The organism is uncultured Tenacibaculum sp., assembly GCF_947499065.1.
Lineage (GTDB): Bacteria > Bacteroidota > Bacteroidia > Flavobacteriales > Flavobacteriaceae > Polaribacter.
In genome coordinates, this window is the sequence record NZ_CANMMT010000002.1 from 382,821 (window position 1) to 395,724 (window position 12,904).

16 protein-coding genes are annotated in these 12,904 nt (G+C 30.1%); 1 reads left to right on the forward strand and 15 read right to left on the reverse strand.

Annotation, left to right across the window (positions count from 1 at the left end; all coding sequences use genetic code 11):
- Positions 1 to 14 precede the first annotated feature (14 nt).
- From Q0958_RS05980 to Q0958_RS06030, 11 genes are all read right to left on the reverse strand, one after another.
- On the reverse strand, positions 15 to 683 hold the full coding sequence (locus tag Q0958_RS05980; protein WP_299120998.1) for an SPOR domain-containing protein: 669 nt from the start codon (positions 681 to 683) through the stop codon (positions 15 to 17).
- A gap of 54 nt (positions 684 to 737) precedes the next feature.
- Complete coding sequence (locus tag Q0958_RS05985) at positions 738 to 3,032, reverse strand: FdhF/YdeP family oxidoreductase (RefSeq protein ID WP_299121001.1); 2,295 nt, start codon at positions 3,030 to 3,032, stop codon at positions 738 to 740.
- Positions 3,025 to 3,825 (reverse strand): formate dehydrogenase accessory sulfurtransferase FdhD, encoded by an 801-nt coding sequence (gene fdhD, locus Q0958_RS05990; RefSeq protein WP_299121004.1) that lies wholly within the window; start codon positions 3,823 to 3,825, stop codon positions 3,025 to 3,027. Before fdhD ends, Q0958_RS05985 begins: the two co-directional genes overlap by 8 nt.
- Positions 3,826 to 3,988: 163 nt before the next feature.
- On the reverse strand, positions 3,989 to 5,167 hold the full coding sequence (locus Q0958_RS05995; RefSeq protein ID WP_299121006.1) for an RsmD family RNA methyltransferase: 1,179 nt from the start codon (positions 5,165 to 5,167) through the stop codon (positions 3,989 to 3,991).
- A gap of 61 nt (positions 5,168 to 5,228) precedes the next feature.
- Positions 5,229 to 5,915, reverse strand: a complete 687-nt coding sequence (locus Q0958_RS06000) for a hypothetical protein (RefSeq protein WP_299121008.1) — start codon at positions 5,913 to 5,915, stop codon at positions 5,229 to 5,231.
- A gap of 2 nt (positions 5,916 to 5,917) precedes the next feature.
- Positions 5,918 to 6,817: a hypothetical protein gene (locus tag Q0958_RS06005; protein WP_299121010.1), complete on the reverse strand. Its 900-nt coding sequence runs from the start codon at positions 6,815 to 6,817 to the stop codon at positions 5,918 to 5,920.
- 22 nt (positions 6,818 to 6,839) lie between these two features.
- A complete protein-coding gene (locus Q0958_RS06010) occupies positions 6,840 to 7,307 on the reverse strand; it encodes a CAP domain-containing protein (RefSeq protein WP_299121012.1) in 468 nt (155 codons plus the stop codon).
- A gap of 39 nt (positions 7,308 to 7,346) precedes the next feature.
- Positions 7,347 to 8,006, reverse strand: a complete 660-nt coding sequence (locus tag Q0958_RS06015; RefSeq protein ID WP_299121016.1) for a pyridoxamine 5'-phosphate oxidase family protein — start codon at positions 8,004 to 8,006, stop codon at positions 7,347 to 7,349.
- Positions 8,003 to 8,548: a GNAT family N-acetyltransferase gene (locus tag Q0958_RS06020; RefSeq protein WP_299121019.1), complete on the reverse strand. Its 546-nt coding sequence runs from the start codon at positions 8,546 to 8,548 to the stop codon at positions 8,003 to 8,005. Before Q0958_RS06020 ends, Q0958_RS06015 begins: the two co-directional genes overlap by 4 nt.
- Complete coding sequence (locus Q0958_RS06025; protein ID WP_150898807.1) at positions 8,526 to 8,816, reverse strand: DUF1272 domain-containing protein; 291 nt, start codon at positions 8,814 to 8,816, stop codon at positions 8,526 to 8,528. The genes Q0958_RS06020 and Q0958_RS06025 overlap by 23 nt, the downstream gene beginning before the upstream one ends.
- Entirely contained in the window at positions 8,816 to 9,334 is a 519-nt protein-coding gene (locus Q0958_RS06030) for a DinB family protein (protein ID WP_299121025.1), read from the reverse strand. Before Q0958_RS06030 ends, Q0958_RS06025 begins: the two co-directional genes overlap by 1 nt.
- Before the next feature lie 80 nt (positions 9,335 to 9,414).
- On the opposite strand from Q0958_RS06030, the gene Q0958_RS06035 reads away from it, so the two are divergent.
- The gene (locus Q0958_RS06035; protein ID WP_299121028.1) at positions 9,415 to 10,896 is read left to right on the forward strand and encodes a PLP-dependent aminotransferase family protein; all 1,482 of its coding nucleotides are present in this window, start codon (positions 9,415 to 9,417) and stop codon (positions 10,894 to 10,896) included.
- Between the two features lie 76 nt (positions 10,897 to 10,972).
- On the opposite strand, the gene Q0958_RS06040 is transcribed toward Q0958_RS06035, so the two are convergent.
- The 4 genes from Q0958_RS06040 to prmC form a co-directional block, all read right to left on the reverse strand.
- Complete coding sequence (locus tag Q0958_RS06040; RefSeq protein ID WP_299121031.1) at positions 10,973 to 11,218, reverse strand: hypothetical protein; 246 nt, start codon at positions 11,216 to 11,218, stop codon at positions 10,973 to 10,975.
- Positions 11,205 to 11,579 carry a hypothetical protein gene (locus Q0958_RS06045; protein WP_150898803.1) on the reverse strand — a complete coding sequence of 125 codons (375 nt, stop codon included), beginning with the start codon at positions 11,577 to 11,579 and terminating at the stop codon, positions 11,205 to 11,207. The genes Q0958_RS06040 and Q0958_RS06045 overlap by 14 nt, the downstream gene beginning before the upstream one ends.
- Positions 11,580 to 11,601: 22 nt before the next feature.
- Positions 11,602 to 11,949: a hypothetical protein gene (locus Q0958_RS06050; RefSeq protein ID WP_299121034.1), complete on the reverse strand. Its 348-nt coding sequence runs from the start codon at positions 11,947 to 11,949 to the stop codon at positions 11,602 to 11,604.
- A 71-nt stretch (positions 11,950 to 12,020) separates the two neighbouring features.
- Positions 12,021 to 12,902, reverse strand: a complete 882-nt coding sequence (prmC, locus tag Q0958_RS06055; RefSeq protein WP_299121037.1) for a peptide chain release factor N(5)-glutamine methyltransferase — start codon at positions 12,900 to 12,902, stop codon at positions 12,021 to 12,023.
- Positions 12,903 to 12,904 lie beyond the last annotated feature (2 nt).

Sequence of the window (12,904 nt, forward strand, 5' to 3'; positions counted from 1 at the left end):
AAATATGTTTTGTTTTAATTGTGTATTTTTTGACGTTTTCCGTTTATGTATGAAGCTACAAATGCATCATCAAATCCAACTTTTACTAGTTCTCTTTGTAGTTTTTTAGCTTCTTTTAAAGTAGAAAATAAACCTATAGAATATTTAAAATATCCATCAGAACTTGTTACTGTAGAAGGAATTGTTTTTGAAGATAATAGCGGGTGATTTCTTTTAGAAAAAACACCTATTTGTACTGAATATATAGTTTTTCCAGAAGTCTTTTTTGATACATCAGAAGCAGCTTTGCTAATGTCTAAAGAACTGTTACTAGTAGATTCATCATTATTGGTATTAACTGCATCTCCAGATTTAGCTTGAGCTCTAGCTTTTCTTTTAGCTCTAGCTTGTGCTCTTTTAACACTGTCTAATACTCTAAGAGCTTCATTTTTCTTTATAGTAGCTATTTCGTCAGTAGAAGAAAAAGAGCTACCACCATTGTTAGTGTAAAAATAATAAGTGGCTGCTAAAGAAGCTCCTAATAAAAGGCCTAAGACGATAGGAATAACTTTAGACTTCTTTTTAAAAGAGTCATATTCTTCTTGAACTTGGCTTAATTCATTTTCAGCTTCTTCTCTTTTTAATTTTGAATTGTCTAAGTCTTCTTGCATTAACTTAAACTTTTCTTCTTCTATAAAAGGCATAATTGGTGGTTAATTAATGTTAAATTATTTTACTAAAATACAAATCTTTTTTAATTAGCCTTTTTCAACAGTTATTATTACTGTTTTAGAGGCTGGAGTATGACTAATTCTAGCTTTACTTTGTATTGGAACTAAAACATTTGCTTCAGGAAAATACGTAGCTGTACACTGTCTTGGTATGCTATATGGTATGACTAAAAATCCATTTGCAATTCTTCTTTCTCCTTTAAAATGACTTACTAAGTTTACTTTGTCAAGTTTAGATAAACCTTGGTTTTTCATATCATCTGGATTCATAAAAATAACTCTACGCTCATTTAAAACACCTCTATAGCGGTCGTTTAATCCATAAATAGTGGTGTTGTATTGGTCATGAGTACGAATAGTCATTAACATAAATTGATTGCTATCTAAAGCTACATCTGATGGTAAGTTTAAAGTAAAGTTAGCTTTCCCTGTTGCTGTAGGAGTAAAGTTATTATCTCTTGCGTTGTTTGGAAGATAAAATCCACCTTTATTTCTTACTCGTTTATTATAATTGTTAAAACCAGGGATGGTGGCTTCTATTTTATTTCGAATTAAATCATAGTTAGTAACTAATGATTTCCATTCAGTAGTAGATTTTTTTAAAGTAGCTTCGGCAATTCCTGCTACAATAGCTGGTTCGCTAAGTAATTCTGAAGATGATGGTGATAAATGACCATTAGATTTGTGTACAACTCCCATAGAATTTTCTACAGAAACAAATTGCTCTCCACTAGCTTGAATATCCTTTTCAGATCGTCCTAAACAAGGAAGTATTAAGGCTTGTTTTCCATGGACTAAGTGACTTCTATTTAGTTTTGTTGAAACTTGAACGGTTAAATTACAATTTCTCAACGCTTCAGCTGTGTATTCAGTATCTGGTGTAGCTGAAATAAAGTTACCACCCATACCAATGAATACCTTAGCTTCTTTTTTATGCATAGCTTCAATAGCTGCAACTACATCGTAACCATGTTTGCGAGGAGCTTTGAAATTAAATTCTTTTTCTAAGTTATCTAAAAACGAATCTTTTGGTTTTTCCCAAATTCCCATGGTTCTATCTCCTTGTACATTGGAATGCCCACGAACAGGACAGGTACCAGCTCCTTTTTTACCAATACTACCTTTTAAAAGAAGTAAATTAACTAACTCTCTAATGTTGTCTACAGCATTTTTATGTTGAGTTAATCCCATTGCCCAACAGATTATAATCTTGTCGTTATTTATAATTAACTCTGTAGCTTCTTTAATGGTTTCAATAGGTAAGCCTGTTTGAGGTAGTAACTCTTCTATTGTGTAGTTGTCTAAATCATTTAAAAATTCATCTACACCATGCGTTTTTTCTTTTATAAATTGATGATTGAAAACAGTGTTTGGTTCTTTGTTTTCCTTTTCTTTCATCAATTTTAAGATGATTTTCAATAAAGCTACATCTCCATTTATTTTTACTTGAAGAAATAAATCGGTTAATTTGTCACCAGAGCCTAACCATTTTAAAGGGTTTTGAGGATCAACATAATTCATTAATCCAACTTCAGGTAATGGATTAATAGTCATTATTTTTCCACCATTTTTTTTGGTATCTCTTAACGCTGTAAGCATTCTTGGGTGATTGGTCCCTGGGTTTTGACCCATTACAATAACTAAATCTGCATGATTAAAATCGTCTAAAGTTACAGACCCTTTACCAATTCCAAGTGTTTCAGATAGAGCACTTCCGCTACTTTCGTGGCACATATTAGAGCAATCTGGTAGGTTATTTGTACCAAATTGGCGAACAAATAATTGATATAAGTAAGCAGCTTCATTGCTAGTTCTTCCAGAAGTGTAAAATATAGCTTCATCTGGAGAGCTTAAGCTATTTAATTCTTTGCCTATAAGGTTAAAAGCTTCTTCCCAAGATATCTCTTCATAATTATTTGATCCTTCTCGCAAAATCATAGGGTGCGTAATACGACCACTTTTTCCAATTTTATAATCAGACCATTCAGACATTTCTTGAACAGAATGTGTAGCAAAGAATAGGGGAGATACCCTATTTTTTGTAGCCTCTTCAGCAACTGCTTTAGCTCCATTTTCACAGTATTCTGCAAGAAAAGCTCTCTTTTCATCTGGGTCTGGCCATGCGCAACCTGGACAATCAAAACCATTTATTTGGTTAAGATTTTGAAGCAAGCCAATTCCCTTACTAACTCCTGTTTCTGAAAAAACATGATTTAAAGCAGATTTTATTGCTTTGGTTCCAACTGCTTTTTTAGGAATATCAATTAGTTTGATTCCTGTTAGCTCTTCTGGTGGTTGAGCGTGTGTTTTTTTATCACTCATAATTTATATATTGAGGATTAGAATATATTGTCATTTTATTATTTCGGCTAAAACCGATTAAGCAAATACCAAATTCCTTAGCAAAATCTACTGCTAAAGATGAGCAAGCTGAAACAGCAATTATTATAGGTATTTTTGCTAGAAAAGCTTTGGAAACTATTTCGTAAGAAACACGTCCGCTTACTAGCATGTAATTGGTCGATTTTAAAAGATTTTTATTTAATAAATCACCAATACATTTATCTACTGCATTATGTCTACCTATGTCTTCCTTTATGGTTAAAAGGTTTTGTTTTCTGTCAAAAAGTGCACAGGCATGACTACCACCTGTAACTGAAAATAATTCTTGCATACTGTTCATTTTCAAATACATAGAATCTTTTATATGAAGTGATTCTTTATGTTTTTCAGTAAGTGGTTTATCTTCTGTTTTTAAATCTTTTATTTCTTTTTTTCCACAAATTCCACAGGATGAAACAGAAAGCAAAGTGCGTTTGTTTAAGTATCCTTTACCTAGCTTTTCTTTTGGGATAAAAACATTTAAAATTGATGAATAATCTTTGTTTTCTTCAATCGTTTCTATTTTTAAATCTGAAGTTTTTTTGTAAATATCTTCAGCATACAATAAACCTCTAATAAGTTCTTTATCATCTCCAGGAGTTCTCATAACAACAGTATAAGATTCTGAATTAATGTTTATCTGAAGAGGAGCTTCAATAACAAGACTATCTTCAATTTCAGATACTTGATTGTTGGATAATTTTATGGATTGATAGGTACTTGCTTGTTTCATGCTGTAAACAAATGTACTTAAAAGTAAGTGAATTGAAAAGCCTTGTTTGAGGCCAAGGCCTTTCGGTATGTTTTATCACCCCTTAATAAACAAAACACACCCAGATAGGGTAACCTTCTTTAATGCACAACGAAAAAAAGAAAAATATATTGTAATAGTTTGATTACTCTTTGCTACAATCTACTATAATTAGTTCGTTGTTAAGGTTTTTTGTGAAAAATAGATAGGTGTCACCACCATCTTTAATTTTAGTTTCTAATCGTATTTGAGCTACTGTTTTAGGGAAATTTCTAGTGGTGATATTAGCTTTTTCTGTTTTTATAAATTTTTTGACTTTCTTTTTATTGTAAGGGTAAATATTATTTATTTTAAATATTCTACCAGGGAAATTTTCTACTAATTCTTCAGAAGTATATAGGTGAGAATGTTGTTGTAGTTTATTAATTTTTAATTGATAAGAAACCTCTGTAAATCCTCCAGATTTCAAAATTGAAGCGTTTGGCTCATATAGGTAATTCTGTGGTAAAGAATAGGTTTCTGTAGATTGGTTTTTAAAAACAAAATTAAAATATTGAATACTGTTATTCAGTATGTTATGTGTTTTTATTTGAATTGATTCTTTATGGTTTTTTTCTAATAGGAATAATAATTCTTTTACTTCATTTTTTAGTGAAATAATATGAATTTCTTTTACAAATTTTAATTCATTAATAGTAGATGTAATGTCTAATATTGGTGAATTTTTAATGAGTATTTTATTGGCTTTTGTAAATAAGAAATCAATGTTTTCTGGGACATTAGGAAGGCAATCTTTAAGTAAAAACACTTTTCCTTTTATGTCATGTCTTCTAGAAGGATCAATATAAATACAGTCTAGTTTTTCATTAAACTGTTTTAAAAAATCAATTCCATTTTGAGCTATAGTTTGAATATTTGTAATACCTAGTTTTTCATAATTGTATTTAACTATTGCAGATAATTGTTCATTAATTTCGCAATGAACAACCTTTTTAAAATTTTTAGAAAAAGCTAAGCAATCGACTCCAAAACCACCAGTAAGGTCAATTATAGTATCTCCAGAAATCAATTTAGATTTATACTCGGCAGTTATTTCAGATGATGTTTGTTCTATACTTAACTTTTCGGGGTAATAGATGTTCTGCGTATTAAACCAAGTAGGTAATTTCTTTTCAGATTTTTGTTTAGCTACAATCTGATTAGCTAATTCTTGGATAGTAATATTATTAAAAGGACTTCCTTTTAAAATCAGTTTATTAATATCAGCTTTTAAATTCTGTTGGATGTATAATTGAACATCTGGTTGTAAAATAGCTTTGTTCACTGTAAAATAAAAATCTTATAGTATTACTAATATTTTTGAAGCTCCATAATGATAAAAAAGGTTAGTTATATCCTTTTACATCTCCCATGTCTAATGTTCCAATTGAAAGTTCATGTTTGGTAGGTAAAATAGCTCCAGATTGTGTGGTTATCCAATTGTTCCAAGAGGCTTCCATACCTCCTGTAGGTATAATAGATACCCACATTTTATATGCAATGGGTTTGTAGTTATCGTCTAAAATCCATAAATAAGAATCACCAGGGGTTGACCCTCCAGTTGTATATGTAATCATAAGAGCATCCTTATTTTCGTGTTGTACTATTTTACGCTCTATACCATCTTCAAAAACTTTATAAGGTGCAACTAACCAAAAACTATCATTATTAAAATAATCGATAGCCTTTTTTAACGTTTTTGGAGCGTCAACTTGTTTGCTGTCGATGAATACACTACTGTTTTCTTGGTTTTTTGTGTGTAAAACCACTCTATTGTTATCCCAAGAAACTTCAACAATATTGTTTTGCTTGTCCCATTTATAAAAATGTTTACCTCTAAAACTCCATTCTAAAAAACGAGTATTTTTATATGCTTCATAGTTTAATGCTTTTAGCATTTTATTGGCTAAAACATCAGCTTCTTTGTTGCTTTTTCCTTCAGGTAAACCTTCATTGTTTACGTAGTAAAAAATAGTAAGTCCAATAATTAAAAGTAAAATTATTGCTCCGAAAATTTTAAAAAACTTTTTCATGTTTAACTTAGTAGTTGTTTAATTCCTTCTGCTAGTTTGTTTGCTGCTTCTGGTTGTTTTCTAAACCATAATTCTGGTTCTACAAGCTCTAATTCAGCGATAGCTAATTTACCATTATTATCTGTAAAAATATCTACTCTAGCATAAATAGGTTCTTCTTTGCAGGCTTTTATAGCTTTTTCAGCAAAATTGATTTCTTCCTGAGTTGGTATGTAGTTTTCGATAGTACCTCCAAAGTCGTCTTGTACTCGAAAATCTCCTTTTTTTGCTGTCTTTAAAATAGCATGTGTAAACTTTCCATTAATTACTACAAGGGAAATTTCTCCTTTATCAACTATATTTTGTTGGAAAGGTTGAAGTATCATTGCCTCTTCTTTTATTAATTGAGAAAATGTTTCTTCGTATTGTTCTATGTTTTTTGAATTAATTTTATAAGTGTGTCTTCCACCACCAGAAACACATGGTTTTAAAACAAATTCCGATAAATTAAATTGTGTAGCTAGATTTTTTAGGTTTTTAGTTTCACCTATTTCTATAAAGTAAGATTCGCATATATGAACTCCTTGCTTTTGTAAATCTAGCAAGTAATGCTTGTCGATATTCCATCTAATGATATTTTCAGAGTTTAATAAGGTAGTTTGTTTACTAACTTTATTTAACCAACTTGAAAATTCTTGAAAGTGTTTATGGTAATCCCAAGTAGATCTAAACAGTATATATTTAGTTTGAGACCAATCAAATTTTTTATCATTCCAAGGTAACCGAAGTACTTTTAAATTAAGTTTTTCTAAAGCAATTTTAATGTAGTTGTCTTCGTTAAGCACATTTTTTACGATGTTGTTATTTTCAACAGGTTTTAAGTGTTCATTGTCTGTAAGAATAACAACATCGTAAGTTTTCATAATGCTAAATGATTTTATAAAATTATTTAGAATAGAATAATTGTGTAAAATAGTAATGCCCAGCACTATTTTTTTCAACACCTATTCCAGTATGGGTATAGTTACCTTCAATGTTTTTTCTGTGTCCATTACTATTTAACCAAGCGTTTACTACCTCTTCTGCTGTTTTTTGAAGAGCAGCAACATTTTCAGCAAAAGCCATAGCGTTGTCTAAATTTTGTAGCTCTTTGAATCGATCGTCAGATTTATCATGATTAATTTGATTAAGCCCAATCATATATTTTGTGTGTTTTAAAGCAATTACTGAAGCTTCATTACTAAAAGTAAGTTCAGATTTACCTTTACTAACTCTATGCTGATTTACAAGTTTATGAATTTGCTGTGTAATTTCGGCATGTTCTCCAGAGATTATGTTTTCAGAGTCATTGTCGCTACATGAAATAAAAAATAAAGTTACAAATAGGGCTATTAGGGATTTTTTTAACAACATGGTTAAATTTTAAAGGGGTTAATAAAGTCGGCTAATGTACTATTTATTTTGATTATAATAATTTGTAACGTGCTGAGGAATTTCAATTCCTTCTTTTAATTTTTCATCAGAAATAGGAGGTAGGGCTATTTGTTTAATAGGTACCAAGCCAGCCCAAACATCTAAATTGTAATCTTCTGGCTCATCAGCTACTCCAACATCTCTAATTTTAGCAGAAGCTGTTTCAATAGTCATTTCTACAACCATGGTTCTGTCTAATTCTTTTTGATGCATTGGGCGTATTCCATCCCATCGACCTTTCATCATGTGCTCCATAAAACAAAATAAAGCAGCATCTTTTTCTTCAGGATTAGTAACCTTTTTAACTGACCCAAAAAGAGTTGCTGATCTATAGTTTACTGAATGATGTAATCCAGAACGCGCCAAGACTAAGGCGTCTATATGCATTACGGTCATGCTCATTTCTTTAGCTTCTAGAAGAGCTAATAGCATTCTGTTGGCTTGTGAACCATGTAGGTATATTTTGTTGTCTTTTCTTCCGTAAGCCATTGGAAGTGTAATAGCTCCTCCTTGATAAACATAGCTTACATAACCAATAAAACCAGCGTCTAAAATTGTATTAATCTTTTCAACATCGTAAGTAGCTCTATTTTGCCCCCTTTTTACTCTGTTTAGTTTTGATTTTGAATATTCTTTCATAATTTAATTTTTTTAGATAAAACGAAGTTTTCATAAGAATTTCCATTAACTAAGAAATCTAATTTTCCTGTATCTTTAAATTCATTTCTTTTGTAAAAACGTATAGCTCTTTCGTTTTTGATGTAAACAGAAAGCCATATGGTATCTAATTGTAATTCTTTAGCTTTCGATTCGATGAAGGTTAAAAGTTGTTGCCCAATTTTTAAAGGAATAAAATCATTTAAAATGTATATTCTTTCAAGCCTACAATTAGTGGTAGACGTTATACTTTCATGTGTTGCATTAAGTACTAATTTAGCGTATCCAACTGGTAAGTTGTTTACATATAAGATGTAGAATAAGTTGTTGTTGTTATCTATGTCTTCTTTGATTTTTGCGATTGAAAACGCTTTATTATTGTAGGCTAACAGGTCATTTTTATCATTAATAAAATGACCGTGAGATTCACTGTAAGTTATTCTCCCAAGTAAAGCTAAAACTTCAACATCGGTTTCTGTTGCTTTTCTAATATGTATTGTTTTATCTTCTTTCTGGTTTAACATCTTTAAATTTTTCTGAGTTTATTTTTGTTTTTGAGAGTTCTTTTGGCTTGAAAATGCGATTAGATGAAGCAGGATATTTTTCAATCATTTTTAAAGGTCGAATAGGTCTTTCCACAAAATTTCCCGAGCAACTTGGGCAAACATTTTCAAAAATTTCTAAAGCACAAGTTTTACAATAAGTACATTCAAAAGAGCAAATCATAGCCTCGGTTGATGTATTAGGCAAATCTTTATTGCAGTGTTCGCAATTTGGTCTAATTTCTAACATTATAAATAGCGTTCTTTAATAATTTCTATATGCCAAATGCTATGTCCTAATAAAGTAAAAGCACAAGCTCTGGCTGATATTTGAGATTCACTGGCAGTTCCTATGTTTTGTAAGTTATTTTCTGAAATACTATTTATCAGGTTTATTGAATACAAACGAGTTGTAGTAAATTCATGAATTAATTCTTCTAACGATTTGTTGTTAGCTTGCGACGGAGAAATGTATATGTTTTGATCAAAGCCAGCTAAAGCAGTTTTATCGTTTCTGGCAATTCGTAAGAACCGATACATAAAAATTCGTTCAGTATCTATAATATGTTGCAATACTTCTTTAATACTCCATTTTTCTGGTTGATAGCGATACTCTAATTTATCTTCAGGTATGGAAGAAAAGAAGTTAATTACCATGTTTTTATCTTCTTCAAAGCCTTTTGAAATACTTGTGTTATTAGCAACCTTATTGATGTATCTAGAAAAGTATTCGTTGTATTCAGTAATTTTTAAATCTTGTTTAAGCATGTTTTGTTGTTTTGTTATCCAAAAATACTATTTTTATGGACTATTGTATTAGTCCAGAATAAAAAGAGTTTGTAGTCCAGATGTTTCCATATAAAACTAGTTTCAAAATTAATAGAGATATAAAAGAGCCTTTGTATTTGCAATTAGCAAATCAATTTATTGTTTTTATAAAGGAAGGAAATCTTTCATCTGGTACAAAATTATTAGGAACAAGAAGTTTTGCTGAATTACTGAATGTGCATCGAAAAACAATTGTAGCTTGTTATGAAGAATTGGCATTGCAAGGTTGGGTTGAAAGCATTCCGAAAAAAGGAACATTTGTACATGGTAATCTACCTTTGTTAAATACAACTAGTATTGTAAAAGAGAGTGTTAAGAAAGAAAAGTTGAAGACAGGTTTTTCTTTTTATGAAAACAATGAGTTGTTGTCAAAAGGAGAAAAAAAATCATCTGATATGATTTATATAAATGATGGGACTTCTGATGAAAGATTAACTCCGATAGAAGAAATAGTTAGAACTTATAGAAGAATAGCATCAAAGCAAAGTATTTATAAAGAGTTTGGCTATGGTTCAACTTTTGGAAATACTAAGCTTAGAGAAACATTGGTTGGTTATTTGAATAAGACAAGAGGGTTGCAGATTTCAAAAGAGAATATTTTAATTACTCGTGGTAGCCAAATGGGAATTTGGTTATCGTCGAAACTATTATTAAAAGAAGGAGATAATATTATAGTTGGCGAAACTAATTATGTCTCAGCTGATGTAACTTTTTTACATCAAAAAGCAAACTTGCTACGTGTATTGGTAGATGAAAATGGTATTGTAACTGAAGAAATTGAAAAGCAGTGTAAAAAACAGCAGATTAAAGCTGTGTATGTAACATCACATCATCACCATCCAACAACGGTTACGTTATCGGCTGAAAGGAGGATTCATTTATTAAACTTAGCTAAAAAATATAAGTTTGCGATTATAGAAGACGATTATGATTACGATTTTAATTATAATCATGCGCCAATTTTACCTTTAGCAAGTCATGATGTTAATGGAAATGTAATTTATATAGGTTCTGTTTGTAAAACTGTAGCTCCAGTATTTAGAATAGGTTATTTAATTGCTTCAAAAGAGTTTGTAGATGAAGCTTCTAAATTACGTGGTTTTGTAGATAGGCAAGGTGATGCGTTATTGGAACTTACTTTTGCCGATTTTATTAAGTCGGGAGATTTGGATAGGCATATTAGAAAAGTATTGAAGATTTATAAAGCACGTCGAGATTTGTTTTGTGGTTTGTTAAAGGAGAAGTTATCAGATTATTTTCAATTTGAAATTCCTAAAGGTGGTATGGCTGTATGGATTCAATTGAATAAAGAATATTCATGGAAACAGGTTTATGAAGAAGGGCAGAAACATCAATTAGAGATAGGAGAGTGGTATCGGTATGATATAGCAAAAACAGGACATAATGCTATAAGAATGGGGTTTGCGAGTTATAATGAAAAAGAAATATATAACTTGATAGATAAATTAGTTTTGGTTTTTGAAAAATTAAAAGCACAATAATATCATTTATTGCGCTTTTACTGTGGTTTTTATTGTTAAGAGTATTTAATACTTTGTAAATGAACTAAATTTAAGTTTAAATCGCATTTTTAATTTGATGTGAAAAATCCTTCATTAAATCGTTAATACTATCGTATTCCTTAAATAACAAGCTTAATAAACTCGTAGAATTTTCTTCTGAGTTTTTTTGTTGTTCACTAGTAGAAGTAGTGTTGTTATTTAAAACTTTTAGTTGATATTCTTCTTGAAATGATTTAATAAAGCTTTTGAATTCATTATCAGTATTAGTTTGCTGAATGTTGATGGCTTTATAAGACTGCATTTAACTCGATTTTATATTTGTTTAGCATAGTTCTAGTTAAAGCTAAATTCGCTTTTTTGCTATCTACTGCCAGATAAATAAAGTAATCACCACCAGGCGACATATTTATAACGTGAATGTGATTGTCTAATTTAAAATGGATATCTCTTAGGTTTTCGTCTAAACCAAGAGTTTTAATAGCTTCTCTTTTGGAGTTAATGATAGATACGTTAAAAGCAGATGCTAGTGCTGGGTCAAAATCTGGGTCAACAGAATCTGACATTAATGATTCTCCTGTTGACATTTCTGCAACACTAATTGCAATAAATCCAGGGATGTTTTCTTTTACGTTTTTGATTAAATCTTTTAAAATTTGTTCCATGGTCTGGGGGACTTAAGTGTTTTTAAATAATTAATTTTTGAGTGTTTTTCATTTGTTTTTTTAACATTAAACTTAGTAATCCAATGTTGGTGGCTTTGTCTGTCAAAAAACATAAAACATACTCTTCGTGTTTAAAAAGTAAGAGCGTTTCATTAGTAGATTTTAAAATTATTTCGTTTAATTCTGTATGGAAGAACAGATTAAAAAAGTTTTCGGACATATTAAAGATAACAGCATCAAAAGCTGCTATTTTTTCTTTAAGGTCTACTAGTTCATTTTCCTTTGGGAAAAAGTCTACTATTTGCCCTTCATTATCTATTAAAAAAATAGCTTTGCTGTTTGTGTCCGTAAGTAGTTTTTGTAAATCCAATTTTTTTAATCTTTTGTCTTATTAGCTAATATACAGAAAATTATAATTAAAAAAAAAGGAAAAAATCGCTTTTATAAGTCGTTTTTTTTGGATATTTTAATCATCCTATCATTGTTAAAAATATCCTTTCTAAGCTCATTTGTTACGAATTTTTTATCCTCTAACATTTTTAAAGTTTCTTGACCTAAATATTGGTTTATTTCAAAGAATAAAAGTCCATTGTCAGTTAAATGATTTTTAGCTAAATCAGCTATCTTTTCATAAAAAACTAAAGGGTTATTATCATCAACAAATAAAGCCAAATGAGGTTCGTTTTGTAAGACGTTATTTTTAATCTCTACTTTTTCTAAATTTCTAACATAAGGAGGGTTAGAAACAATAATGTCGTATTGTTTAGGTAATGAATTGGTGTTAAGGATGTCTTTTTCTATAAATTCAACATCTACCTCATTAAGTTTAGCATTTTGATTGGCTGTTTCTAATGCTTTTTCAGAAATGTCTATGCTTGTAACATCAACATTAGATAAATTCTTTTTTAAACTAATAGGAATGCATCCTGAACCGGTTCCAATGTCCAAGATTGATAGCTTTTTATCTGAACCTAGCTTTTTTCTCATAGAACTGACCTCTTGAATAACCCATTCTACAAGTTCTTCGGTTTCAGGGCGAGGAATTAGTGTATGATTGTTTACTTTAAATGGTAATCCAAAAAACTCAGTATGCCCAATAATGTATTGAATAGGTTCTTCGTTTAAAAGTCTTTCTAAGGCATTATTTAAAACCGCTTCTTTTTCTGCAGGAATCTCAAAATCAGGTTTCATGATGATGTCTATTCGTTGCAGTTCCAAATACTCTTCAACCAAATATGTAAAAAAGGTGTCAATTTCTGTTTGTGGATATATAAATGAAAGTTGTTTTGAAAAATTGGTTTTATATGTTTTTAATGTATTCAAAG